Raw genomic sequence first — 26,473 nt, 5'->3', positions numbered from 1 at the left:
CAGTACAAGAAGGCATGAGCATATGAAGATTGCGATGATCGGCACCGGCTATGTTGGGTTGGTTTCGGGGGTTTGCTTTTCCGATTTCGGACACGAGGTTGTCTGCGTCGACAAAGACCCGCGCAAGATCGAGATGCTCGAACGTGGCGAAGTGCCGATTTATGAGCCCGGTCTTGACCTGCTGATGGCGAAAAACGTCGATGCGGGTCGTCTGACCTTTACGCTCGATCTGGCCGAGGCGATCAAGGATGCGGATGCGGTGTTCATCGCCGTGGGCACGCCCACACGTCGCGGCGATGGCCATGCGGACCTGACCTATGTGATGGCTGCGGCCGAAGAGATCGCGAAGGCTGCGGACCATTATATGGTGATCGTCACTAAATCGACGGTTCCTGTCGGCACCAACGCCAAAGTGCGCGAAGTGGTTGCTGCAGCAAACCCCGATCTGGATTTCGACGTGGCCTCGAACCCTGAATTCCTGCGCGAAGGCGCGGCAATTGATGACTTCATGAAGCCTGATCGCGTCGTGGTTGGAGTTGAAACAGATCGTGCTGCGCAGGTGATGGCCGATATCTATCGCCCGCTGTACTTGCGTGATTTCCCGATTGTGACGACTGATCTGGAAAGCGCCGAGATGATCAAATACGCCGCCAACGCGTTTCTGGCGACCAAGATCACCTTCATCAACGAAATCGCGGCCCTTTGCGAAAAGGTCGGCGCGGACGTAAAACAGGTGTCGAAGGGTATGGGGCTGGACGGTCGGATCGGCAACAAATTCCTGCACGCAGGTCCGGGCTATGGCGGTTCGTGCTTCCCCAAGGACACCAAGGCGCTGGCCCGCATCGGTCAGGACCACGCCAGCCCGATGGTGATCACCGAGGCGGTGATCAAGATCAACGAAGACGTCAAACGCCGCATGTTCGACAAACTGCTCGATCTGGTCGGTGGGTCATTCAACGGTAAAACCGTGGCCGTTTTGGGTGTGACATTCAAACCCAACACCGATGACATGCGCGATGCGCCGTCCCTGACAATTGTGCCCGCCATGGTGGGTGCCGGTGCCGAAGTGCGTGTGACCGACCCGCAAGGCAAACGCGAAGGCGAAGCCCTTTTGCCGGGTGTTCAGTGGTACGATGACCCCTATGCCGCGGCCAAAGATGCCGATCTGTTGGTGATCCTGACCGAGTGGAACGAGTTCCGTGCGCTTGATCTGAAACGGGTCAGCGCAAGCATGAAAGACGCCCGCCTTGCTGACCTGCGCAACATCTATTCTTCGCGGGATGCGAAAGATGCCGGATTTGTTGCCTATGACAGCATCGGACGCGCGGGATTCGGCATATAGTTTGCATAGCGGTCACATGCCGTTTCGGCATGCCGTTATTCAAAAGGTAGCCTTTTTCCGCCATTAGACTCTCGCGCTTTCTAGGACCGAAAACATGCCCATACGTTTTAGCAACTCGATTTTCCAAAGCTGGATAATAAATTTGTCCGGCGACAATCGTACGGTCGATCCTGAGTTGTCGCGCACATTGACCCCGACACAGGAAGTTGGGCAAACCATTGGGACGTCGTACGAAATTCTGGTAGGTGACACCGTTAACAGTTCCATCGAAACCGGTGGTGATCAGGATTGGTATGCGGTCGACCTAACGGCAGGGCAATACATTCAGGTCGACCTTGGCAACGGAACGCTCGAAGACAGCTATCTGACGATTTATGACTCGAACGGAAATGTCCTGGCTCAGGATGACGACTCGGGAACCAATCTGTGGGCGTCGACAAGCTACTACTCTGACACCAACCAGACCGTGTATATCGCTGCGCGCGGTTATGACTCCTCCTACGTGGGTACGTACCAACTGTCCGTTGAAGAGGTTTCTTTTTCTGACGTTGATCTTTTGGCAACCTTGGATTGGGGCACATCGCTGTCGTCGAACACGATCACGGTCTACTTCGCCCCAAGCGGATACACCGCAGACGGTTTCACGTCCGAGGGTGTGAACAGCTACGAACGTCAGCAGTTCCTTGAATCTCTGGAACTGATGTCACAAGTGGCGGATGTTACTTTTGTTGTGACGACCAATGCATCGCAGGCAGATTTTCGCATCATCGTTGATACCAACGAGGTTAACGGCGCGTTTCTCGGCTATTTCATTCCGCCCGGTGGTACGAATTCAGGCGTGGGCGTTTTTGATGCAACCCAATGGGATCGAACAGCGGGCGGCGATCTGGAACTCGGTGGCTACGGCTTTGTCACCATCACGCACGAATTACTGCATGGCATGGGCTTGGCTCACCCGCATGACAATGGCGGTACATCGACCATTATGCCGGGCGTCACAGCTCCGTTTGGCAGCTATGGCATTTTTGACCTGAACCAAGGCATTTATACGACGATGTCGTACAATACGGGTTTTCCGACTGAGGGTAATCCGAGCACCTACGACTACGGTTATGAAATCGGACCTATGGCGCTGGATATTGCCCAGCTGCAGGCGACCTATGGCGCGAACATGACGCACGCGACCGGTGACAACAGTTATACACTGGCGTCTGTGAATGCGACGGGCACCGGCTATCAGGCGATCTGGGATGCCGGTGGCACCGATGAAATCGTTTACACAGGTTCGGCCAGTGTCACCATCGATTTGCGCGCAGCCACGTTGAACGCTGAACTTGGTGGCGGTGGTTTTGTTTCCAAGGCGGATGGTATCTACGGCGGCTTTACAATCGCGAACGGTGTGATCATCGAAAACGCCACAGGGGGCAGCAATGACGATATCCTGATCGGGAATGACGCCAACAACATGTTCACAGGCGGCTATGGCGATGACGTCGCGAACGGTGGTCTGGGCAATGACACTTTTGTTGTCGCTGTGGCGCGTGCGGATGCGACAGTGACACAAACTGCCGACGGCTATCAGCTTGTGTCCAGCTTTGGCACCGACAGCTTGACCGACATCGAATTCATCGCGTTTTCTGATGGTACAGTGACAGTGTCTGACGCGGTATCCGGTGGTACGGGTGGTGGTGGAACTGGTACGCAGCCTACGGGCCTTGGCCGTCTTTTTGCATCGCAGCACAACCTGCTTGAAAGCTTCCTGAGCCTCGACAGCTTCAGCTTTGTTCGCACGTCACAATCGACAACAACTTCGACGACGACGTCCACAATCGGCCTGTTCTCGGGACTATCACTCACGACGCGTGTGCCCAACGCGCAGGAAATCGAAGAGCCGACGGACGCGACAGCCTATTCGATTGACTGGCTGTATACGGATACCGTATTTGATTTCCTCTGATCGCAAACCGGCGCGTCATGCGCCGATTTGAACCTGCTTTTAACCTGTGTCGGGGCAAAACCATCTGACACAGGAAGGGAACAGGAATGCCATCTTCTAAACAGCCGGTCTTGCGCTCGGTCCACGGGCAGACACAGGGGGCCACTTGGCGTGTGATTGCCGCGCTGGTGTTACGCGAAATGGCAACCAGCTACGGGCGGTCCCCGGGCGGGTATCTTTGGGCTGTGCTAGAGCCTACCGTGGGCATTGCAGCGTTGGTGATCCTGTTTTCGATCGGCTTCCGCGCCCCGCCCTTGGGCGATGACTTCGCGCTGTTTTACGCCAGCGGCTTTCTGCCCTTTGTCATGTTTCAGGCCGTCAGCACCAAGGTGTCACAGGCTATCAACCAGTCAAAACCCTTACTGGGCTATCCGCGTGTGACGCTGCTTGATACGATTTTGGCGCGCTTCCTTCTGGCCGTTCTGACACAGACAGTTGTGACGGTGGTTATTCTTGCGGTCATTATGCTGGCCTTCGATCCAGCACAAAGACTGGATCTGGCGATCCTAATCCCCTGTTACGGCGTGGCGGCGGCGCTGGGGTTTGGTGTCGGGTGCCTGAATTGTGTTCTGATCACACGATACGTGATCTGGCAAAGCATCTGGTCGGTGTTGATGCGGCCTATGGTCTTGGTTTCTGGTGTGATTTTCCTGCACGATATGGTGCCGCAACCTTACCGCGACTGGCTGGAATGGAACCCTTTGGTACATATCACCGGCCTGTCACGTAAGGCGACATATGCCTTCTATTCGGCCGATTACGCGGGCTATCTTTACCCCTTGGGATTTGCGCTGTTCACGGCGGCTCTCGGCCTGCTGATCTTGCAGGCGTTCCGGCGGGATTTGCTGGAACTGTGATCAGGCCATGCCAAGATCGTTTTCCAGCGCTGTCGTCGTTCCGACCCCTTCGATCACAAGGCGTCCGTCCGGCCCGAAATCAAAAACAACTGTGCCGTCCTGAACATAGGCGAGGGCCGCGATTTCATCGGGCTCCAATGCGGTGCCACCCCACAATGCGGGATCAATCAAAAGATGGTCCACATCGTTCTGGAAATCTTCGATCCGCACCGATCCACCGCGGAACACAAAGGTATCGGCCCCCAGACCACCGTTCAGAATGTCCGTGCCGCCGCCGCCTTCCAACCGGTCATCACCTGAGTTTCCAAACAGCGTGTCATTGCCGCTGTCCCCGATCAGGCTGTCGTCGCCATTGCCGCCAAACAATTGATCATCACCGGCCCCGCCTGACAGCTGGTCATGGTTGATCCCGCCAGAAAGGATATCGGCCCCGTTCCCGCCCGCAAGCTGATCTGTCCCTGCGCCACCTTCGAGACTGTCGTTCCCTTCCCCGCCATCCAGCGTGTCGTTTCCTGATCCGCCGTCCAGGGTATCATCGCCCCAATCGCCCGCCAGAACGTCGTGGTTCAGCCCGCCCAGCAGGACGTCGTGATCAAGCCCGCCATCAAGCTGGTCCGCACCGGCATTGCCGTTCAACGTATCCGCGCCTGATCCACCGAACAGCCGGTCGGGCCCCGCATCCCCCGACAGATCATCGTTTGCCTCGCCGCCCTCAAGAAGATCTGCCCCGAGGCCTCCGAATAAAATGTCATCCCCCAGATCGCCGAAAAGACTGTCGTTGCCATTGTTCCCGCTGATGAGGTCGTTACCGGTGCCGCCTTGGATATGATCATAGCCGTTGGCGCCGCTCACGGTGTCATCGCCAGCACCCCCCATAATCCGGTCGCTTCCTTCGCCACCTGCGATGCTATCGGCCCCTGCCCCGCCATCAATCAGATCGATACCGCCGCGGCCCAGAATAACATCATCGCCATCACCGCCCTGAAGCGTGTCGTTGACGGTGGTCCCATCCAGCTGTTGGCCGGGGATGACTTCATCAGGGCGGCTGCCGGTCAGCCACCAGGGCATATACCGGTCGGGTCCGGTGGTTAGGGCCGCCGTCAAAAGATCGGGGTCGATCGGTTGCAGGTCATTCGAGGTGATGACCAACACCTCTTCGCCGATCAGGCTTTGAAATCTGATTTCGGCGCCCGTCGCAGTGGGATTGATCACCAGTTGCGTTGGGCTGCGATAAAAGGCCCAAGCCGTCAGGTCGAGCATGTCCTCGGTAATGTCGAAGCCGGTGATCTGATCGCGGGTGGCGTCGGCGGTCATAACAAACAGATCCTGCCCCACGCTTCCTGCCAACTGCGTCTCGCCGTCGCTATCCCCGACAATCGCGGCCGTTTCCGAAACAGAAAACAGGCTGATGCCGCTTTCGCTGCTACCCATGGTCAGTAGCCCAAGATCGCCATCCGCGCGGCTGAACAGATCCAGTGTGACCGATCCGGCAAGCGACCTATCCAGTTCGTCTACAAGGGTGGCGACCTGAACCAGTTGTCCGTCCGGCATCATGCGAAAAAGGCTGACGCCGCCGTCTGAACCTGCGGCTGCCACATAGATCGCATCGCCTATCACCTGCACATCCAGCGATGACACGCCGTCAAACCGGCTATTGCGTGAATCGATGATGTGATCGCGCAAAAACAGACGCCCGTTCTGGTTTTGCGCATAAACGCTGAGTGTGCTGCTGTCCTGACCGGCAATGATGACAAAACGGGTGCCGTCCGCCTCAACCGTGGCCAGATGTGTGGTTCCTGAAATACCCGGCGTGTCGCTGCGTTCGATTTCCTGATGCGCAATCAGCGTGCCGTCCGATGCTATGTCGTAAACCGTAATCGCGCGCGTGCCAGTAGAGCCGGCAACAAGATAGCCCCCTGCGATCAGAAGGCTGTCGTGATAGGGGGAGGTCACTGTCACGCCCGCCTCAACCAACGTCGCCTGCCCTGTGGCATCCACCGCCCAGACCGAGGGCCGCGCAGAACCGTCCTCGATCCCGTAAAGATAGGTTGTGCCGCCGGTTGCGTGCATGACGAAATGCGTCAGATCGGCATCAATCCCGCTTGCGAAACTGCCTTCAAGTGTCAAGCTGTCGGTGTCATAGCCCGTCAGCCCGATCTGGGAGGTTCCCGAAAGAACGGCAAAAGTATCGCCATTTGACGTCGTCGTATGGCTGACGACCGGATCTTCGCCAACAGATGCGGTTCCCACCGCTTGCGCTGATGACGTCAGGGACAGGCCGGTGTTTCCCACTGTCCACTGGGACAGCCAGATCCCCTCGGTTGGGGTGGCCACAAGATATGCAGTTATCCCGTTCGGCCCTTCGACAACCTGCAAATCGCGTGCGCCCAGCAAAACAGGCTGGGCGTCGCTGAAGACAGAACCAAGATGAACCACAGACGCAAACATGACCGCAATTTTTGCTGTCAGGTCGGGCAAATCTCACGGAAAGATTAAGGCTCGCTGGTGGCGATTTTCACGAATTTTACGTGAATACCCTAGGCCCAACGCCCGATGGCTATGGCAAAGACTTCGCAATTGTCCGAGACACCGAAATCCGATTGTCCCGCGACGCGTTTCAGGCTGATGGTGGCCGAGGCCCCGTCCGGCACAGTTGCGCCCACGCCCAATAGGGTATCGTCATTCGGGGTCAGGCCCGAAGTGCTTGCCATATCCAGCGTCGCCTGCACCATCGGGGCGGTGATAAACGACTGGCCGAAACTCCACGCGGCCGACACTGTGGCGGCATCGCTTTGGACCAATATCAGCTTGGCTGTCGCGATCTGCGTGCCATCGGCAAAACGCACATAGCCTGTCCCACTTTCGATCACCGCGCCCGTCGGCGTTCCACCCGACAATGATACCGCGCCCAAAAGATTACCGGGACCGTAACCATAATCGGCCCGCATCAAACGGCCCGCCGTGGTGTCGTCGGGCGTGGCCTGCACCGCGGCGCCGCTGGCCGCACCTGTCGCGGGATCGAACTCAAGCGCGGTGATCCACGCACCGCCATCGGGGCTGACCTTAATGGAAAACGCGTCGCTGCCCGCCAAACCCATTTCGGCCCGACCTGACCAGTTTGTCTGGAACAACAGGCTGTTCGTATCGCCCGCTGCTGCCTTGTTAATCTTCAACTGATGCCCTGCACCGGCATGGGTCAAAAGCGATGCCTCGGACGCGACGGCCAAACGGTTGATGCTGTCGGATGATGTCATAATCCCGAGACCGTCAATATTGGATAGCGATGTCGGGAACGTAGCCCAGCCGGTACCATCAAAAACAACCTCGGCGTTCTCGGCCACGACCCATCCGCGCCACCCTGTTTTGGGTGTCTCGAAGCGCCAATATGTGTTTTCGAACACGGCGATGTCCTGATCGTGCCCCGCCCAGTCACCAGTGGCAGACGCCGCCACAATGTAACAATCGCCCGTCGCGGGCTCTGTCGGCGGCACGGTCAGCGCCCAGTCCAGCACGCTCAGTTGTGTCAGCACATCCAGCACGCGAAGCGCTTCATTGTGGGTGACATGCTTCTGGGCTTGGGAAGGTTCGATGTAAGGCATTGAAAGAACGGCGGAAACGGACGGCATGATCACCTCGGCGGTCTAGATTGCGTTGACCGGACCTTGGTGAATAGCCCCTTAATTTTCGACGACCGTGGCGGGCGTTGCGCTGTGGCTGGGCACCAACCGAAAAATATCTCGCATTTGATACAACCGGCTGTTTTACCGTTTCACTTAAACCGGTCTTAAAAGTCGCCATGGCACCAAAAGCTATCACCAGCAGGAGGTCCCATGTTCCGCCAGATCGCAGCCCTATATTCCCGATACGCGCACAGGCATTTGGGTTTGTCCGCGTCCGGCCCGTCTTTAACAGACAGCAGTGGGGCGGTGATCGGGCATATTGACCGGATCGCCTATGAAAACGGGTGTTTTCGGGTTGTGGGATGGGCCAAGGCCGAAACCGTTTCGCTGGTTCTTGCAGGTCAACAGGCGGTCGCAAAACCCTCGATCTGGCGCAGTGATGTCTTTGCTGCAGCCGGAATTTCCGGCCCTCAGGGGTTTGATCTGTCGCTTCCAATCGGGTTTTCCGAACTACCGAAATGCGCGCCGCCGGGCCTGAAGGTCACACCTGCCAGTGATGCGCCAAAGGTGGGTCCCGTCAGCCTCCCCTCCTTTTCACCGCGTCAGATCAAACGCGCGCATCGCCGATGCCTTCTAGGCTTTCTGCGCGACGGCATTGCAGCGCTGCCCGCGATCATTGGCTGGATGACGGAACGACGGCCGAAATACCGCGAACAGGTCAAACGACACTTGGGCCTTTGCCATCCCGTCCCACGGGCGGGCGGAGTGCCCTCTTTGGGCCCCGTTGGCGCGATGCATCCTGCGCTGGCAGCATTGCGCAGGTCTCGTAAACCCGGGGTGCTGATTGTGCTGCCGGTTTACAACGCACTGGCGTCCTTGAAAGAGGCGCTAAGGCGGGTTGAGGCGCACACAGATATTCCGTGGCATCTTGTTTTGATCAACGACGCATCCCCTGATCCCGACGTTCAGCCCTTTTTGAACGCGTGGACAGCGCGCAACAAAAGCCAGACGACATTGCTGCAAAACGCTGAAAATATCGGGTTTGTCGGCACGGTGAACCGTGGCCTTGATCACGTCGCAAATATGAAAGCAGAACGGCACTGGCCCGTGGTTTTGCTGAACTCGGATGCATTTGTACCGGACGGCTGGGCCATGCGCCTGATTGCGCCGCTGCTGACAGATCCCGGTATTGCCAGCGTCACACCGATGTCCAATGCGGCCGAGGTCATGACCGCGCCCATCCTGTGCCAGAACGTCGGTTTGAAGGCGGGTCAAGCGGATCGGATCGACCTTGCCGCGCAGCGCCTGAATCCTCTCGACTGGACAGCGACCCTGCCAACAGGCGTCGGCTTCTGCATGGCGTTTTCGCGTGAGTGGCTTCGCCACGTACCGCAGCTGGATACCGCATTCGGGCGCGGCTACGGGGAAGAGGTCGACTGGTGCCAGAAAACCCGCGCCCTTGGCGCGCGTCACGTGGGGCAACCGGCGCTGTTTGTCGAACATGCAGGTGGTCAAAGCTTTGGTGACGCGGCCAAGTCCGCTTTGATAACCGCACATCACAACATCATTCTGAACCGCTACCCTGACTACGACCAGCAGGTACAGGATTTCATCGTGGCCGATCCGCTCAGCTCGGGCAGGCTCGCACTTGCATTTGCATGGGCCGGTGCGATTGCGACAGAACATCCCCCTGTGTTTATTGGGCATTCCATGGGCGGCGGTGCAGAGCATGCCCTGCAAAAGGACATCCAGAGCGCGTTGGAAACGAACCCAGCCGCGATTGTTTTGCGCCTTGGGGGCACGCATCGTTGGCGGCTCGAACTCTGGACGTCGCACGGGCAAACAAGCGGTGAAACCAATGAGCTTGAGGACGTCCGCAGCCTTCTGTCACTGATCCCCCGCAAACGCGTGATCTACTCTTGCGCTGTCGGTGATCGCGACGTTGCTGGGCTGCCGGACGTTCTTTTGTCGATGCTGAACCCCCATGATCTGTCCGAGCTGAAGTTTCACGACTACCTGCCTCTTTCTCCGTCCTACACGTTGCTGGGGCAAGACGGCCGCTACACCGGTCCGCCCATGGCAGATACACAGGATCGCGCGCATTTTTACACGCGACCGGATGGGACGATCACACCGCTGACCGACTGGCAAAACGCGTGGCATCGACTGGCCAAGCGGTCCAAGCTGACCGTTTTTTCCAAATCGAGCAAAACCATCGTCTCTCGGGTCTGGCCCGATCTGGAGAAAACGATCCGCGTCGAGCCCCATGTCGCCCCCACGTTTCCGCGCGTGATGCAACACGGAAACACAGGCATCACCATCGCCGTTCTCGGTGCAATCGGCCAGCAAAAGGGGGCAGAGTTTGTGCGTGCGCTCTCACTCCAAATGCCGCGCAATCCGAACGTTCGCCTGGCCGTAATCGGACAAGTGGACCCGTCGTTCGGTCTGCCCCCGTGGGTCACAGTCCACGGTGCCTACGACCGTCGGGACATCGCGAAGCTGGCTCAGAAATACAATGTCACCCACTGGTTGATCCCGTCAATCTGGCCAGAAACGTTCTGCTTCACGGTTCATGAGGCTGTTTCGACGGGCCTGCCCTGCCTAGCTTTCGATCTTGGCGCTCAGGGCGAAGCCGTAAAGAACGCACCGAACGGCGTCGCACTGCCAGCAGAGCTATTGACCCGTCCCAACGCACCACAACAAGCGGCGAAATTGATCCTTGAGACAGTCCAAATGCACGCATTGAAAGGGGCCGCGTAATGAAGCCCGTCGCCATTGACCATCTACACGCACTTGGGATCGAGGTTCTGCCCCGCGGCAGCGCCACCATCAACCTTCCCGATCAATGCGAAATCGAAGCCCCCTGCAGCTTGAAATGGACGCAATACGAACATTCCCTGTGTCTCGGGGCCTTTTCCTATCAGGTGTCCGGCTATTGTTTCGGCGCGCGGATCGGCCGGTACTGTTCGTTTGGTGAAAACGTTCAGATCGGACGCCAGAACCATCCGATGACCTGGGCTTCAACCAGCCCCGCCTTTTATCAGGCGCAGGCTCTGATTTCGCTCGATCCGCAAAACTGGGCAAACGGGGCGACATGGCCCCCGCATTTCAACATCCGGAATGGGCCTGCAACACACGTAAAACTCACCACGATCGGCAATGATGTCTGGATCGGGCATGGGGCGTATATCGCGGCTGGCACGACCATCGGGGATGGCGCTGTTGTTGCCGCTGGTGCTGTCGTGACGCGCGATGTCCCGGCCTATGCGGTCGTCGGCGGCAATCCGGCGCAAATTCTGAAAATGCGCATCCCTGCCCGACAACAATCGGCCATGCTGAACCTGCGGTGGTGGCGCTTTGCGCCTTGGCAGCTTCAGCACCTCGACCCCTCAGATCTGGACGGATTTATCGCCGGACTGCGCGACATGAAAGACGTGCAGCCGCATGTATTCGACTGTTTCAGCACGCAAGGCTTGGCCGCATGACACGTCCCACACTGGTCTTTCTGCACATCCCCAAAACCGCTGGCCAATCCATTCATGCCGCGCTGACCGAAATCGCAGGGTCGGAAAACGTGTCGCCAATACGGGTGCACACTCAGGTGCCGGAGAGCCAAACCCAAATGCCTGTCGGCTACCAAATCTATTCCGGCCACATCGACTGGGTCGACTTGGAACATTTGCCCGACCACCCAAAGGCGTTCACAGTTTTACGGGACCCGTTAGAACGGATTGCATCGTTCTATTTCTATCTGCGCAGAAAGGCCGACCTGATCGGGCCCAACGCTCTGACCCTGCCCGAAAATATAGGCATGCAGCGGGCGGCGGCGTGGTCTGCAGAAGATTACTTTTTTGCCGGAAACACCATGTGGCAGGCCTTTATCCGTGACCACTATTGGAACCCTTATTGCAGCTATCTGGTCACCAAACGCATTCGCGGCGCGGCGCAGGCGATCCATATGCCGTCCGAGGTTCTTCTGGCCAGGGCCCAAGTCGCGGCTCGTGACCTGTCCGGACTTTATCACACCAATGACCTACGGCCCCTTGAAAGAGACCTGAAACGCTGGACAGGCAAATCTGTGTCCATCGTCGACAAACGCGTCAACGTTGGGCCGTCAGACGGCTTCAGATGGCCGAAACTGGCGGCCCTTCTGTCAAAGGAGGCAGTGCAAAAGCTTGAACAGATGATCGCCGTTGACCAGCGACTTATGCACGCGCTTGGTTTTGCGCCTGCTGGGGCATCATACCGGATGGTCGGCTAAGCCGGCCCGTTTTCGCGAGTAACAACAAAAGGTGATCCCCCATCGCGCTTTGACGATGAACGGATTGGGGAAGCTCCGCGTTTTTCCGCGCCACGATGAATTCGCCCAAACATTGCATCGCCTCAGAAGTTAACGACCCTTGGATGGCTTCCAAGGCCCGCAAGTTCCGGTCGATCCATTCACCGTAAGCCCCACTGACCAACAGGCCAAACCGCGCCCATCGCCCGCGCAATTGGCTGTGGTGGCCCAATTGGTTTCCCTTGTGCTGGCGATAGAAAAGCCCGGGCTTTTCGTCATTAAAGATCGTGGCCCCTTGGCCGGTCAAAGCAAGGTAGACCCACCAGTCATGAAATGGCACATCCGCAGCGATCGCGGCAGGAACGGTACGCGCCACAGCGGCGGCCGCACGCGGGGATAAAACCGTCGCGTTGCCCGGCAATATGTTCTGGACCAGCGCATTTCCGAAAGACGCGCCCCGTGGCGGGAGAGACGACGTGCCCGTTTCATTCAGTTCGGCATCTGTCAGAATTGCCCGACAGCAATAGGCCATTGCCTGTCGATTCCAGCCGGACTGGCTGGCGAACCAACGGACGGCATTTGTCAGCTTGTCCGGCATCCAGACGTCATCCTGATCGGTACAGCTGATCAGTGCGTCGGGCCGTTCCCGCACCGCACGCGCCAAAAGAAACAGGAAATTCGCCGCCACACCCCGCCCGGGCCCGTAGAAATACCGGATTTGCGGATATTCTGCCGCGTATTCGCGTAAAATCTTGCGCGTCTCATCCCGCGATCCGTCATCGGCCACGTCCAGCGACCAATCCGTGTGGGTCTGGGCAATCAAACTGTCCAACTGCGGTCGCAAATAAGCGGCCCCATCCCGCGTGGCCATCAAAAGACGAACATGTTTCGGCGAATTTGGCACGACGGTCCTTTCTGGATTCAGCTTCTCTTCACTCCATGACCCTAAGGTCGGTCTCGTTACGTTTTGCTAAAGATTCCCATAATGAAAGGTGAACAGAGGTGTCGGCACAGTCTGATCCAATCCCGCTTCGTCCCGCACAGAACGGCGCTTTTCAGACGGGGCACGCCGCCCATCATCAACGAATGGCCGGACATCATTGGGCGCTGATCGGCACGTTTTTGCTGATGTTCATCGCGCCTCTTCTGGTCAGTGCATGGTACCTGTGGACGCGCGCCGCCGATCGTTACGTGTCACTCTCGGGGTTTTCCGTCCGCACCGAACAAACCGGCTCTGCGCTGGAACTTTTGGGTGGCGTTGCGGAAATGCCCGGCGCTGCGGCCTCGGACGCAGACATTCTCGCACGCTTTATCGAAAGCCCTGCTTTGGTTGCCAAGGCTGACGCCGTTCTCGACCTACGCACGCTCTGGTCCCTGCCCGGAACGGATTGGCGACACCCCGCGTCTGATCCGATCTTCGCCTATCACGCACCCGGCCAGATCGAGGATCTGACGAAATACTGGAACCGTCGCGTGACGATCAACACCGACACAGGCCGCGGTCTGATCGAGGTGCAGGTTCAGGCCTTTACCCCCGAAGATGCCCGCGCGCTGAACCGCCTGATTTATCAGGAAAGCGCCGATATGATTAACCACCTATCGGCCATCGCCCGCGAAGACGCGACACGCTACGCCCGTGCAGAACTTGACCGCGCCAAGGCCGATCTGAAACGCGTGCGCGAAGACATGACCATGTTTCGAAACCGAACCCAGATCGTTGATCCCGAGGCCAGCGTTCAGGGCCAGATGGGCCTTCTGTCTTCGCTTCAGGAACAGCTGGCACAGACCCTGATCGATGTGGACGTGCTCCGCCAATCCGCCAGAAGCGCGGACCCACGGATCAAACAGGCCGAAGCCCGCGTTATGGTGATCGAAGCACGGATCGCCGAGGAGCAGGCAAAGCTCGGGTTGGGCAGCAATCAGGACGGCGGTCAGGACACCGCTTTTGCCGATCTGATCGGCGAATACGAAGGCCTGATGGTCGATCTGCAATTTGCCGAACAAAGCTATGCCGCCGCGCGCGCCAGTTTCGAAAATGCCCTGGCCGAGGCGCAGCGCAAAAGCCGCTATCTTGCATCACACATCGACCCGACCCTGCCCGAGGCAGCGCTGCGCCCACATCGCTGGGGCCTGCTTACGATGGTCGCGTTCTTTGCTGGGCTCGCATGGATGCTCAGCACATTGATCCTTTACGCATTTCGGGACCGGCGATGATTGTGCTGAAAAATTTAAGTAAATTCTACGATGGCCCGACGGGGCGCGTCTGGGCCGCGAACAACATCTCGGCGGTGTTCCCGACCGGCCAATCGGTAGCTTTGCTGGGGCGGAATGGCGCGGGGAAATCCACGCTGTTACGCATGATAGCAGGGGCATCGCGCCCGAACTCTGGCGACATTCTCAGCGACGGGCGCATATCCTACCCTGTCGGCCTCGCCAGCGCGATGCATCCCGATCTGACAGGTGCGCAAAACGTCAAATTCGTCGCCCGCATCTATGGCGCAGACACCCGTAAGGTACTCGGGTTTGTCGCCGGATTTTCCGATCTGGGCAGACAGTTACATCAGCCCGTGCGCCAGTATTCGTCAGGCATGAAGGCGCGCTTGGCCTTCGGGATCAACATGGCGCTGGATTTCGACACCTACCTGATTGACGAGGCGACGGGCGCTGGCGACAAATCCTTTGTCGAAAAATCCCGCGCTGTTTTTGCGTCTCGTGTTGCTGGGGCCAGCGCAATTTTTGTCAGCCACTCGATGCCGATGCTGCGTCGGATGTGCACTGCGGGTGCTGTGCTGCATGACGGCCGGCTTGATTATTTTGACGATCTCGAAGCCGCAATTTCGCGGCACGAGAAACTGCTTAAAAGGAACTGCGCATGATCCAGATGCCCATCGCCAAAGAGTTTGCGAACGCGGTCACTTTTCCCGACACAGCGCGCATGTTCTACTGCATCGGCGCGCAGAAGGCGGGCACAACATGGCTTTATCAATACCTGTCCCGCAGCACCGAGGTCCATTTTCCACCCGCGAAAGAGGTGCATTATTTTGATATCGAAACCGGTCAGAACACGTTGAGCTACGACATCCGCCTCAAAGCGCTGCGCCAGATCGTGGAAACGCTGGAAGCACAGGGCAATTCCCCGAAACAGGAAACGTTGGACCGGCTTGAAAATCTGGTCTCGCTTTTGTCGATCCATGGCGGGCAAACCGCGACGGACCACGCCCGCTATATCCGGTATCTTTGCAAAGGGTATGCGGGGCAAAAGGTGATTGCCGACATTACCCCCGCCTATGCCATTCTTCCAAAACGGAAATTTTCGGAAATGGCCGAGATCGGCAATGCGAAGTTTCTGTTCATCATGCGCGATCCCGTCGCGCGCATGTGGTCGCAAATCCGCATGGGTGTATCCGCGCGGCTTGGCCCTGACGTCACACAATCGGAACTGCAACTGGCCTGCATCACCCATGCCGAAACGCTGATTGCGTCGGGGCGCATGGCGCGGGTTGAGCGTGCTGACTATCTGTCCACGCTATCACGCCTTGAACAGGCTGTTCCGGACGACCATTGGCGCACGATTTTCTATGAAAACCTGTTCAACCCGAAAAGTTTGGACAACATCTGCCGGTTTCTGAACATCAAACCGGTTCAGGCCCCATTGTCGGACCATGTGAACCGCGGGAAGCCGGTGAAATTGCCCACCGACCTGCGGGAAAAAATGCGCAGCGTGTTCGCATCGCAGTACGACGGCATCCGAAAACGCTACGGATCAGAGGTCCCCGCTGAATGGCGCGTATAGCGTCAGTTCAGCAGCGCCAGAAGATAGGCACCATAGTCGTTCTTTCCGAAGGTTTCGGCCCGCTGGCGGAGCTGATCGGCGTCGATCCACCCCTTCTGGTATGAAATCTCATCGGGATTGCCGATTTGAAGGCCTTGCCGCTGGACCAGCGTCCGCACAAAATTGCCCGCATCCAGAAGCGACCCGTGCGTGCCGGTATCCAGCCAGGCATAGCCTCGGCCCATACGCCGCACGTCCAGCGATCCTGCATTCAGATACATCTCAAGAAGCGATGTGATCTCAAGCTCTCCACGATCCGACGGCTTTACGGCCCGCGCCTTTTCCGGCGCAGTGCCATCAAGGAAATAAAGCCCCGTCACCGCATAGTTCGATGGCGGTTTGGCTGGTTTTTCAATGATTTGCGTCGCCTGGTCGTTTTCGTCATAGGCCACGACGCCATATCGTTCGGGGTCAGCAACACGGTATCCGAACACCGTGCCGCCCACTTCCTTCTGATCCGCCTCGGCCAGCATTTCCGGCAGGCCATGACCGAAAAACACATTGTCCCCCAGAACCATCGCCGACGGTGCGCCATCCAGAAACTCTTCTGCCAGCAAATAGGCCTGCGCAAGACCATCGGGACTGGGCTGCGCGACATAGGTCAGCGACAATCCCCACTGCGAACCGTCGCCCAAGGTGCGCTGGAACTGGTCCTGATCCTGAGGCGTCGTGATCACGCAAATTTCCCGGATACCCGCCAACATCAGCACCGACAGCGGATAGTAAATCATCGGTTTGTCATAAACCGGCAGCAGCTGTTTCGACACACCCATGGTGATCGGATAAAGCCGTGTGCCGGAACCGCCAGCAAGGATGATCCCTTTGCGCTGTGTCATGAGAAAACTCCAAGATCGTTCAAAACAAGGTCCAGTTCCGCCAGCCAATCTGGGCGCGACACGCCGAAAACCGCTTCGGTGCTGGAACAGTCCATCCGCGAATTCAACGGGCGGGCCGCTGGTGTCGGGTAGTCCGAGGTTGGAATATCCGTCACCGCACAGTCCAAACCGGCCCGTTCGAAAATCGTCCGCGCGAAGTCGGCCCAGCTGACGTCCGGGGCCCCGCTGAAATGATAGGTGCCGCTTTTGCTTTGGTCACACAAAAGCTGGTCCGCGATTGTCATGCAGGCCGCCGCGATTGATCTGGCCGAGGTCGGACCGCCGATCTGGTCCGCAACGATCGTCAGACTGTCCCTCTCGGACCCGAGCCGCAGCATCGTTTTCACAAAATTCGCGCCATGCGCCGAAAAAACCCAAGACGTCCGCAAAATCGCATAAGGACAGCCCGCACTGCGCACCCCGTCTTCGCCTGCAAGTTTTGTGCGCCCGTAGTCCCCCAAAGGCGCGGTTGGATCATCCGGTTTAAACGCGGTCGTGCCGCTGCCGTCAAAAACATAATCGGTCGAGATATGGACAAGCGGAATACCGAGTTCAGCACAGGCAGCCGCCATCGCTGCCGGTGCATCGCCGTTCACAATCTGCGCCGCCGCTTCTTCGCTTTCGGCCTTGTCGACGGCTGTCCAGGCGGCCGCATTGATCACAACGGTTGGATTGGCATCACGGATCGCGGCGGCACAGGCCTGCGGATCCGTCAAATCAGCCCGATCGCGCCCCAACGCGGTAACCAGTGGGCCGCCAAGCGTCTGCAGTTCTGTCGCGACCTGACCGGTTTTGCCAAAGACAAGAATGGTCATGGCACCCTACCCTGTTCCCAACCGTTTGCCGACGCCATCGCGATCCAACAACGCCTGCCACCAGTCGGTGTTTTCAAGATACCAGGTCACGGTTTTCTCAAGGCCTTCCTCAACCGTCACCGAGGGGTGCCAGCCCAATTCGGTACTGATGCGTGTCGGGTCGATTGCATAGCGCAGGTCATGCCCGGGACGGTCGGTGACAAAGGTGATCAGGTCAGCATGGGGCGCGTTTTCGGGGCGCTTTTTATCCAGAATGGCACAGATCGTTTGCACCAGTTCCAGATTGCTGCGCTCGTTTTCGCCGCCGATATTGTAAGACCGTCCCAACTCGCCCTTTTCCAGCACCAGCAACAGCGCGTCGGCGTGGTCTTCGACGTACAGCCAGTCACGGACGTTTTCACCCTTGCCGTAAATCGGGATCGGGCGACCGTGAAGCGCGTTCAGGATCACAACTGGCACCAGCTTTTCCGGAAAATGGTAGGGGCCGTAGTTGTTCGAACAGTTGGTCAGGACGACCGGCAGATCGTAGGTTTCATGCCACGCACGAACCAAGTGATCCGACGATGCCTTGGACGCGGAATAAGGCGAACGGGGATCATAGGGCGTCGTTTCGGTAAACTGGCCATCAGCGCCGAGCGATCCGAAAACCTCGTCGGTCGAAATATGATGGAAACGGAAGCCCTCCGGTCTGCCTTGGGCGACCCAATAGCTGCGCACCGCTTCTAACAGATTGAACGTTCCGATGATGTTGGTTTCCATAAAATCGGCCGGTCCGTCGATGGACCGGTCCACGTGGCTTTCGGCCGCCAGATGCATGATGGCATCCGGTTTGTGATCGGCCAAAATCCGGTCCAGCGCCTTGCGGTCACGGATGTCGGCGTGAACAAATGTGTAATTCGGCCGGTCTGCTACGGGCGCCACGTTCTCAAGGCAGGCCGCGTAAGTCAGCGCATCAAGGTTTACCACCTCGTGCCCGCGCTCGACCGCCTGTCGCACCACCGCTGACCCGATAAAGCCCGCACCACCTGTCACCAGAATTTTCATGCCGTCGCTCCAGCTACAAAGGGGCTGTCGAACCCTGCCAACCCGGGCGCAGCAGCGTCCTTGTCAGATAGCACGGGCGCGATATCCAGCGGCCAGTCGATCCCGATGTCGGCGTCATTCCACAAAAGCGCGCCTTCCTCTTCCGGCGCATAGGTATCGGTGCATTTGTAAATGATTTCGGTTTCGGGAACGAGCGTCATGAATCCATGGGCAAATCCCGCCGGCACCAACAGTTGTTTGCCGTTTTCTGCGGTCAGTTCCACGCCGACCCACTGCCCGTAGGTCGCGCTACCCTTGCGGATGTCGACGGCCACATCAAAAAGCGCCCCGCGACCGCACCGAACCAGTTTGTCCTGCGCACGCGGAGGTGCCTGAAAGTGCAGCCCCCGAACAGTGCCGGGCGTCATGGAGAGCGAATGGTTGTCTTGCACAAAGTCATAGGACAATCCGGCGGCATCCATCGCTGATTTGTTCCAGCTTTCGGAAAAGAACCCCCGATGATCCCCGAACCGTTTGGGCGTGATGATCATCACACCGTCCAAAGCGGTCTTTTCAATGTCCATACCGGAATACCCATGCACAATCAGTCGTGGGTTTCTGTTAACAGTCCGATTGTGGTGAAGTCACGGCGAAATAGGAGAATTTTCTCAACCGTGTTTCGGCGGCCAACGGCCAAATTTGCGGTACAATCAGAAAACCAGATCAGCCAATCCCTTGATCCGGCTGTCCCATTCCTCTTCTTCATCGTCGGAGATTTCATGGCCGATATCGATCAGGGACGCTTGGGTCAGGTCCGAAACCGAGGTCTGGCCCGTCAGGTAGCCGATCATCAATTCGCCATCGATCCGCTCTTCATCCCAGTGTCGCTGGGCGGTAAAACCTGATCCGTGCTGTTCCAGCGGCACTCCGGCGGGATCGTCGTCGGCTCCCGTCATCTCGGCATAGACGGCGGTTGCATGGTCCCCTGTAAAGACAGCGTTGCCTTCGCTGTCTTCGCCAATAAGCCCCAGTCGTTCCCAAGACACACCGAAGCCGACAGCATGCAGCATTTCGTGCAGTACGAGACTGTCCAGATCGCCCCGTTCGGCCAGCGCCGCGATGTCATCCTCGTCAACGAAAATGTCCACATCAACAGGCAGGTCGTCCGCGCCAAATTCATTCACCAGCGTGCGGGCAACCGATGCCCCCTGCCCGTCAATCGCCGCCATCTGGATACGGACCTGCAAATCATCAATCGTGTCCGTGCCCGCGACATCGCCTGTGATTAGGGTTTCCAGCGTTTCCTGCGCGCGCAGAACGGACTCTCGCAAAGCCTCTGGCACGTCGTCGTCGAAAACAACGTCGATGGTATAGCTGTCGTCTAATTCTGCCTCGGACGCGGTATCGACCGTATCTGATCCCAACTGCCTTTCCACAAGATTGGACATTTCGTTATATTCGGGCTCAGCATCACGTTGATCATTGTGATCTGACGACCGGTCAGAGCCCGCGTTTTGCCCCTGACCTAATCCCCAGATAGAAAAGAATGCCATGAATGCAGTGAAAAAGCCCATTTGGTTTCTGCCGCTCTGCCCTTTGTTCTGCTCTCGTCACATGACAACGGATCAACTGACGGGTTCTGTACCCCGACAATGAAATCATCGTCACGTTTCCCCACATTGCGCGCGGAAACGTTGCGACGGGCTAAACTCTGGAAAGGATTCAGCAGACAAATTGATTTGAATTTTGCAGGATTTACTGCGCGCGTTTCAAAACACTCGGACTGAACAAATCGGAGGCAAAGCTCAGCACTTCGTCCATGTTCAACGGCTTTTGCAAGACCAGTTCCGCGCCCACTTCGTGGAAACGGTCCATATCGTTGCCCACAGCCGCAGCAGTCAGGCCAACCGTGGGAATATCAAAGCCATCCTGCAGCATCTCGCGGATCAGCTCATCGCCTTCAAGTTCGGGCATGAACAGATCGGTGATCACCAGATCGGGCGGGTCGTTGCGAATGTATTCCAGCGCGATCCGGCCGTTCTGGGCAAGATCGACACGGCCAAAGTGCCGCTCTAGCTGTTTCTGCGTGACTTGCCCCATCAGCACGTGATCTTCGATCAGCAGAACACGGCAATCTTCAAAGCGGGTCGTGGCCGAGGGCGCCGGAGCAGAAGACGCCCGCGCAGGCGCCATGTCTTCGGGAACGGTGAACTGATAGGCCACGCCTTTGATCTGGGGCAAATACTCGATCTTGCCGGACAGCGCTTCGACCGTCAGCTTGGCGATAAACAGGCCAAGCCCGCTGCCGTCCGGTCGACTGCCCGCTTCGACACCGCCGCGTTCAAACGGCGCGAACAGGCGATCGATGTCTTCTTTCGGAATGCCTTTGCCGTCATCCGAAACCGTCCAGCGGCTATAGGTTCGCCCGTTCGCAATCAGCTCTTCGAACGCGATTTTCACGTAGGTGCCACCGGAATGGACAAGTGCGTTCTTGACCAGATTTCCAAGCACCTGCTTAACGCGAAGCTGATCCCCAATGCGGTTGTTTTCTGCACCCGCCGCTAGGGAAAACACAATCTCCATCTGCTTTTCTTCGGCCAGATAGTGCAGCGTGTTGCGCACCGACTGGGCCACCGTCGCAGGGGCATAGGCACCCTTTTGGATGGTCATGTTCTGATCGGGGTTCACGGCCTGACGCATGTCGGCCAGAACACCCAACAGCTGTTCCGACCCTTCCTGAAGCTGGGCCTGCGTTTCTTTGACATTTTCTGCGGTCAGGTCATCGGCCAGCAGTGAAATCACCGACGCCGGCGTGCGCAGTTCGTGCGAGATGATCGAGAACATGCGCCGTTGCTTTTCATCCTTTTCCTGAAGTTCCGACAACGTCCGGCGCAGTTTGGTGGCCTGTGCGTTCTGCTCGGTCACATCCAGCACCAGACCGAAAGCAAGGATCAGCCCGCTGTCGGTTTGTTCGGACCAGACATAAATCATCAGATCGCGGATATCGTCTTCGTGCCGCGTGATGCGGATGTTCAGGTTGGCGTTTTTGCCTGCCTCAAGAAAGTTGATGCTTTCAAGCGCCAGCCGGTCTTCGGGCCGCATCCTTTGAAGAACCGTCTCAAGGCTCATGACCGATTGATCGATGCCCATGACGCGCATGCCGGTTTTGTCCAGACGGATCAAACCACGGTTCAGGTTCACCGCGAAAATACCCACGTCGGCAAAGTCGCGCGCCGCATCCAGACGATTGATATTGTTTACGTGCTCCTGTTCGCGCGTCTCGAAATAGCTGCGCAGGGCCAGAACGAACGTTCCGATTTGCAAAACGATGATCGAATAGGTGTCAAGCAACGCCTCTTCGGCGGACGCAAAGACCTGATCGTTCAGATAGGTGCCCGTGGCCGCGGCATAAATCGCAATCCCCAATGCCAACGACAGTGTCGCGATCGAGCTTGGCAAAACCACAGCCAGAAAGACCGCCACGACAGAGGCATCAAGCGACGGAAAGCCGCCCAATCCGTTCGTGTGCAAAAAGGCAAGCGCGATGAACAGAAGAATGGTCGCAGCCAATGACCGGAAATCACGGCGTTTCGGGCGCTGCAAAATGATCAGGAAGAACGCCAACATAACCGAGCCGCCGCGCAACGAACGACGAATGGCAAGCTCGACATAGTTGTCGCCCAATCCGGCCATTGCCCGAATGTCCGGATCAAGCCCCTGAAAGACGACCGAGGTCGTCAGGATAAAGGTCACGTTCACGATTATGAAAATCGCCGCAGACAGCATCACCTGCGCGATATCCGCGCCATAGGGCGTGAACCGCTGCGGACCAAAATTGATGCTGGCCACGGAAAGGCCGATGATCGTGCCCATGACCATGTTGGAAATCAGGAAATACAGCACGATCTCGGGCGCTTGTTGCAGCGTAAACTGCCATGCATCGTTATTCAGCGCCGGGATCATGATCGGAACAAGGAAAATGGCACCCGCCGCCAAGGTCGGCATCCAGAACAGACGCACCGGATAGACAAGAATGCCCAGAATGATGGAATAGAGCGAGATCGCAGGCGAATACTGAACGGCAAAGTCGTTCCGGCCGTGCACCAGCGACCCGTAGGTCATCGCAAGGGTCCAGAACAGCACCAGCGGAGCAAAGTAGATCAGCCCTTTGACGGGGTGTTTTTTGATCGCCCGGCGCAAACGGAAAAGACGCGAAACCGAAAAGGTTTCACGCAAAGGCTCGGGTACACCCAGATCGCTTCTGAAAGGTTGGCCGTCCGTGTGCTCAGTCATTTCTTATGGCGCTTCAATCGGCTTACACTTGATATCGTTTCGTTACTTGCAAATTTAGATGTCGCCCATATTCACCTTATCCCATGGGATTTCGACGATTTTTGGGCGCAACAGGCTTCCAAACACATAGCACTCGCCCTTTTGTTGCTAGCTATCCGAAAGGTGACAGTACTGCCCGATCTGCTAGGCAGCTCTGCGGCCGAACCCGCTGCGCCACACCAAGCTTAGTACGAAAAGCCCCGAAAAAATAAGGATAATTGTCGGAGCTGGGGCGCTATCTATCCAAAAGCTCAGGTAGATGCCGGATATGCACGAAAGAAGTGCGACTAGTACGGAATAGATCAACATTAGCGAGAACTTCTCGGTCATCAGATACGCGATTGCGCCCGGTGCAATCAGCATGCCAATCGCCAGAACCAACCCCACAGACGACAGCATTGCTACGATCATGCCCGACAACATTGCCAGCAATCCGTAATGGATCACCCGAACTGGCAGTCCCGCAATGCGGGCGTGCATCGGGTCAAACGCATGGGCCAGAACCATCCGCCATGTCGCCAGAAGGATGACCGCGATTGCAATAGAAATCGCCCCTGCCGTCCACAAATCCTCGGGTCCGACACCCAGCATGTTGCCGAATAGGATGTGATCCAGATGCACATCGCTTTCGATTGCCGTGTAAAGAACGATGCCAAGTCCGAACATGCCGGAAAACACGACGCCCATCACCGTATCCTGTTTGACCCGTGATGTGTTTGCCAGAAATCCGGTCGAAACGGCACAAAATAGTCCCGCCAGAAACGCCCCAATGATCAGCGGCGCGCCAACCACATAGGCCAGCACCACACCCGGCAAAACCGCGTGGCTGACCGCGTCGCCCATCAGCGACCAGCCTTTAAGAACCAGAAAACATGACAGCATCGCAGCGGCTGGTGCGATCAGCACCATGATCAGAAAGGCGTTCTGCATGAACGGAAACTGGAACGGCAGCAGCAGCTCTTGGATCATTCCACCACCTCTACCGCGACCCGCCGTTTCGCCGCCAACAACCCGTGCTTAGGCGCAAACAGATAAGCCATCAGGAACATCGCTGTTTGCAGGCAGACGATAATGCCGCCAGTCGCGCCGTTCAGGAAATAGCTCAGGTACGCCCCCACCGCGCAGGTCACCGCGCCGAAGATCACCGAAATAAGGATCAGACGCGGAAAATGATCGCTTAGCAGATAGGCCGTCGCCCCGGGCGTCACCACCAGCGCAATCACCAGAAACGCGCCCACGGTCTGCATCGCAGCCACCGTACAGGCCGCCAGAAGTGTAAAGAACACAACACGCAGGCCCGTCACCGGCAGGCCAATGCTGCGCGCATGGTTTTCGTCGAAAAACACCGCCATCAGATCGCGCCACTTGGCCAGCAGCACCACCATCGACACCGCCCCGATGATGACCAGTTGCACAGTATCTTCGACCGAGATCGCCAGAATGTTGCCCATTGTTATGGTCTGCACAGACACCGACATCGGGTTCAGCGACACCATAAACAGGCCCAGCCCAAAAAAGCCGGTAAAGATCAACCCGATGATCGCGTCTTCCTTAAGCCCCGTCCGGCTGCGCAAGAACAACGTCGACAGCGCCGCCAATCCGCCCGCCAGAAACGCACCCAAGGCAAAGGGTAAGCCCAGCATATAGGCCCCTGCCACGCCGGGCACGATCGAATGGGACAGCGCGTCGGCAATCAGCGACCAGCCCTTCAACATCAGGTAGGATGACAGAAACGCGCAAACAGCGCCCACCAACGCCGACACCCAGATCGCGTTGGTCATGTAGTTATAGGCAAAGGGTTCCAGCAGGACCGACATGGCCTATTCCGCCGCATCCAGAAAGATCGCGTTGCTGCGCCCGCCACCAAAGGCACGGCGCAGTTTTTCCGGTGTGAATGTCTGCTCCAACGGCCCCGCATCCAAAACAGTGCCATCCACCAGAACCGCATGATCGCAGAACTGCGGCACAGTGTTCAGGTGGTGCGTCGCAACAAGGATCACGGCACCTTCATCACGCAAAGCGCGCAACAGGTCCATGATCTGCTCTTCGGTCTTAACGTCGACCCCCGCAAAGGGTTCGTCCAGTAGAATAACCTGCGCCTCTTGTGCCAGCGCACGGGCCAAGAAGACCCGCTTTTTCTGACCACCGGACAGCTCACCAATCTGGCGGTTCTGATAGTCCAACATGCCGACACGGCTTAGCGCGGCCTCGACCGCCAGTTTGTCAGCCGCCTTCGGACGACGAAGAAACCCCATGCGGCCATAGCGGCCCATCATGACCACATCCTTGACCAGCACGGGGAAAGACCAATCGACCTCTTCCGACTGGGGCACATAGGCAACCATCTGTTGATCCAGCGCCTGTTCGGCGGGTTTGCCCAGAAATTCGACCGTGCCTGATGTGACCTTAACAAAGCCCATCAGCGCCTTGAACAACGTGGACTTCCCCGCACCGTTCACGCCCAATAGCGCAGTGATCGACTTTTCAGGCAGCTCGAAACTCGCGTCACGCAGCGCAACATGGCCGTTGGGGTACGTCACCCCGATCCTGTTTGCGCGCAGGCCGGTCATGATTGCAGCCCTTCCAAGATGGTCTCGGACGTGACCCGCAGCAAATCCAGATAGGTCGGCACGGGGCCGTCAGCCTCGGATAGGGAGTCCACAAAAAGCACCCCGCCATAGGCCGCGCCGGTTTCACGGGCGATCTGTTTGGCCGGACGATCCGAGACTGTGGATTCCGAGAACACGGCAGGCACGCCATTCGCGCGGACCGCGTCGATGACATCCTTGATCTGCTTCGGCGTGCCCTGCTGATCCGCATTGATCGGCCAGAGGTACAGTTCCTTCAGGTCAAAATCCCGCGCCAGATAGGAAAACGCGCCCTCGGACGTTGCCAGCCAGCGCTGGTTTTCGGGCAGCGCACGCACGGCATCCCGCAACGGGCCAATCGTGTCGGCAATCTGGGTTTTGTAGACCTCGGCGTTGGCGGCATAGGCCTCGGCATTCGCTGGATCGACCTCGGACAGGGCATCGCGGATGTTGTCCACATAGATCAGCGCTGAATCCAGCGCCATCCACGCGTGCGGGTTCGGCTTGCCTTCATACGACCCGCTGCTGATCGGCATCGGATCAACGCCATCCGATAGAACAGCCGCAGGCACATTTCGCAGGTTGCGGAAAAACTGTTCGAACCACAGTTCAAGGTTCATCCCGTTCCACAGGATCAAATCGGCGTCTTGCGCCGCCAGAATATCGCGTGGGGTCGGCTGGTAGCCGTGAATTTCCGATCCGGGCTTGGTGATCGACACCACATCGGCCAGATCACCCGCCAAGTTCTGCGCCATATCCGCGATAATGGTGAAGGTGGTCGCCACCTTGATACGGCCGGATGCAAAGGCCCCTGCCCCCGTTCCGGCGAAAGCCGCGAAACCGGTGGTGCCAGCAATAAAGCCACGTCTTGTGAACATGAAATGCTCCCATCTTGTCCCTTTATGCATTTGCAA

Annotated in this window: 22 protein-coding genes; 9 read left to right on the top strand and 13 right to left on the bottom strand. The window is 57.7% G+C overall.

Annotated features, from left to right (window positions below; genetic code table 11):
• The first annotated feature begins 22 nt into the window (after window positions 1-22).
• The 3 genes from AC4FIA_RS11685 to AC4FIA_RS11675 all read left to right on the top strand — a co-directional run bounded on the left by AC4FIA_RS11685 (window position 23) and on the right by AC4FIA_RS11675 (window position 4,195).
• Window positions 23-1,342 (top strand): UDP-glucose dehydrogenase family protein, encoded by a 1,320-nt coding sequence (locus AC4FIA_RS11685; RefSeq protein WP_287476597.1) that lies wholly within the window; start codon window positions 23-25, stop codon window positions 1,340-1,342.
• A 94-nt stretch (window positions 1,343-1,436) separates the two neighbouring features.
• A complete protein-coding gene (locus tag AC4FIA_RS11680; protein WP_490365991.1) occupies window positions 1,437-3,299 on the top strand; it encodes a M10 family metallopeptidase C-terminal domain-containing protein in 1,863 nt (620 codons plus the stop codon).
• Window positions 3,300-3,385: 86 nt separating this feature from the next.
• Window positions 3,386-4,195, top strand: coding sequence for an ABC transporter permease (locus AC4FIA_RS11675; protein WP_490365990.1), 810 nt, complete (start codon window positions 3,386-3,388; stop codon window positions 4,193-4,195).
• Here the strand turns inward: AC4FIA_RS11675 and AC4FIA_RS11670 are convergent, their stop codons facing one another.
• Window positions 4,196-6,643: a calcium-binding protein gene (locus tag AC4FIA_RS11670; protein WP_490365989.1), complete on the bottom strand. Its 2,448-nt coding sequence runs from the start codon at window positions 6,641-6,643 to the stop codon at window positions 4,196-4,198.
• 89 nt (window positions 6,644-6,732) lie between these two features.
• Window positions 6,733-7,821, bottom strand: a complete 1,089-nt coding sequence (locus tag AC4FIA_RS11665; protein WP_490365988.1) for a DUF2793 domain-containing protein — start codon at window positions 7,819-7,821, stop codon at window positions 6,733-6,735.
• Window positions 7,822-8,025: 204 nt separating this feature from the next.
• Here AC4FIA_RS11665 and AC4FIA_RS11660 point away from each other — a divergent pair, with 204 nt between their 5' ends.
• The 3 genes from AC4FIA_RS11660 to AC4FIA_RS11650 are packed head-to-tail and all read left to right on the top strand — an operon-like array spanning window position 8,026 to window position 12,076.
• Window positions 8,026-10,575 carry a glycosyltransferase gene (locus AC4FIA_RS11660; protein ID WP_490365987.1) on the top strand — a complete coding sequence of 850 codons (2,550 nt, stop codon included), beginning with the start codon at window positions 8,026-8,028 and terminating at the stop codon, window positions 10,573-10,575.
• Complete coding sequence (locus AC4FIA_RS11655; RefSeq protein ID WP_490365986.1) at window positions 10,575-11,300, top strand: CatB-related O-acetyltransferase; 726 nt, start codon at window positions 10,575-10,577, stop codon at window positions 11,298-11,300. The genes AC4FIA_RS11660 and AC4FIA_RS11655 overlap by 1 nt, the downstream gene beginning before the upstream one ends.
• A complete protein-coding gene (locus AC4FIA_RS11650) occupies window positions 11,297-12,076 on the top strand; it encodes a sulfotransferase family 2 domain-containing protein (protein ID WP_490365985.1) in 780 nt (259 codons plus the stop codon). Before AC4FIA_RS11655 ends, AC4FIA_RS11650 begins: the two co-directional genes overlap by 4 nt.
• Here the strand turns inward: AC4FIA_RS11650 and AC4FIA_RS11645 are convergent.
• A complete protein-coding gene (locus AC4FIA_RS11645) occupies window positions 12,021-12,998 on the bottom strand; it encodes a glycosyltransferase (protein WP_490365984.1) in 978 nt (325 codons plus the stop codon). The two genes, AC4FIA_RS11650 and AC4FIA_RS11645, sit on opposite strands and share 56 nt — an antisense overlap.
• A gap of 182 nt (window positions 12,999-13,180) precedes the next feature.
• Here AC4FIA_RS11645 and AC4FIA_RS11640 point away from each other — a divergent pair, with 182 nt between their 5' ends.
• The 3 genes from AC4FIA_RS11640 to AC4FIA_RS11630 are packed head-to-tail and all read left to right on the top strand — an operon-like array spanning window position 13,181 to window position 15,887.
• On the top strand, window positions 13,181-14,308 hold the full coding sequence (locus tag AC4FIA_RS11640) for a KpsE/RkpR family capsule polysaccharide export protein (protein WP_490365983.1): 1,128 nt from the start codon (window positions 13,181-13,183) through the stop codon (window positions 14,306-14,308).
• The gene (locus AC4FIA_RS11635) at window positions 14,305-14,970 is read left to right on the top strand and encodes an ABC transporter ATP-binding protein (protein ID WP_490365982.1); all 666 of its coding nucleotides are present in this window, start codon (window positions 14,305-14,307) and stop codon (window positions 14,968-14,970) included. Before AC4FIA_RS11640 ends, AC4FIA_RS11635 begins: the two co-directional genes overlap by 4 nt.
• Complete coding sequence (locus AC4FIA_RS11630; protein WP_490365981.1) at window positions 14,967-15,887, top strand: sulfotransferase; 921 nt, start codon at window positions 14,967-14,969, stop codon at window positions 15,885-15,887. The genes AC4FIA_RS11635 and AC4FIA_RS11630 overlap by 4 nt, the downstream gene beginning before the upstream one ends.
• A 2-nt stretch (window positions 15,888-15,889) precedes the next feature.
• Here the strand turns inward: AC4FIA_RS11630 and rfbA are convergent, their stop codons facing one another.
• From rfbA to AC4FIA_RS11580, 10 genes are all read right to left on the bottom strand, one after another.
• Window positions 15,890-16,762, bottom strand: coding sequence for a glucose-1-phosphate thymidylyltransferase RfbA (rfbA, locus tag AC4FIA_RS11625; protein ID WP_490365980.1), 873 nt, complete (start codon window positions 16,760-16,762; stop codon window positions 15,890-15,892).
• Window positions 16,759-17,616 carry a dTDP-4-dehydrorhamnose reductase gene (rfbD, locus tag AC4FIA_RS11620; RefSeq protein ID WP_490365979.1) on the bottom strand — a complete coding sequence of 286 codons (858 nt, stop codon included), beginning with the start codon at window positions 17,614-17,616 and terminating at the stop codon, window positions 16,759-16,761. Before rfbD ends, rfbA begins: the two co-directional genes overlap by 4 nt.
• A gap of 6 nt (window positions 17,617-17,622) precedes the next feature.
• Complete coding sequence (gene rfbB, locus AC4FIA_RS11615; protein ID WP_490365978.1) at window positions 17,623-18,660, bottom strand: dTDP-glucose 4,6-dehydratase; 1,038 nt, start codon at window positions 18,658-18,660, stop codon at window positions 17,623-17,625.
• Window positions 18,657-19,223: a dTDP-4-dehydrorhamnose 3,5-epimerase gene (rfbC, locus tag AC4FIA_RS11610; RefSeq protein ID WP_490365977.1), complete on the bottom strand. Its 567-nt coding sequence runs from the start codon at window positions 19,221-19,223 to the stop codon at window positions 18,657-18,659. The genes rfbB and rfbC overlap by 4 nt, the downstream gene beginning before the upstream one ends.
• Before the next feature lie 126 nt (window positions 19,224-19,349).
• On the bottom strand, window positions 19,350-20,213 hold the full coding sequence (locus tag AC4FIA_RS11605; protein ID WP_490365976.1) for a hypothetical protein: 864 nt from the start codon (window positions 20,211-20,213) through the stop codon (window positions 19,350-19,352).
• 181 nt (window positions 20,214-20,394) lie between these two features.
• Entirely contained in the window at window positions 20,395-22,932 is a 2,538-nt protein-coding gene (locus AC4FIA_RS11600) for an ATP-binding response regulator (RefSeq protein ID WP_490365975.1), read from the bottom strand.
• Between the two features lie 183 nt (window positions 22,933-23,115).
• Entirely contained in the window at window positions 23,116-23,940 is an 825-nt protein-coding gene (locus AC4FIA_RS11595; RefSeq protein ID WP_490365974.1) for a metal ABC transporter permease, read from the bottom strand.
• Window positions 23,937-24,788: a metal ABC transporter permease gene (locus tag AC4FIA_RS11590; protein WP_490365973.1), complete on the bottom strand. Its 852-nt coding sequence runs from the start codon at window positions 24,786-24,788 to the stop codon at window positions 23,937-23,939. The genes AC4FIA_RS11595 and AC4FIA_RS11590 overlap by 4 nt, the downstream gene beginning before the upstream one ends.
• A 3-nt stretch (window positions 24,789-24,791) precedes the next feature.
• Complete coding sequence (locus tag AC4FIA_RS11585; protein ID WP_490365972.1) at window positions 24,792-25,541, bottom strand: ATP-binding cassette domain-containing protein; 750 nt, start codon at window positions 25,539-25,541, stop codon at window positions 24,792-24,794.
• Window positions 25,538-26,437 carry a metal ABC transporter substrate-binding protein gene (locus tag AC4FIA_RS11580; RefSeq protein WP_490365971.1) on the bottom strand — a complete coding sequence of 300 codons (900 nt, stop codon included), beginning with the start codon at window positions 26,435-26,437 and terminating at the stop codon, window positions 25,538-25,540. The genes AC4FIA_RS11585 and AC4FIA_RS11580 overlap by 4 nt, the downstream gene beginning before the upstream one ends.
• Between the last annotated feature and the right edge of the window lie 36 nt (window positions 26,438-26,473).

It is taken from the genome of Thalassococcus sp. (assembly GCF_982780845.1).
This window is presented reverse-complemented; position numbering and strand designations above follow the sequence as displayed.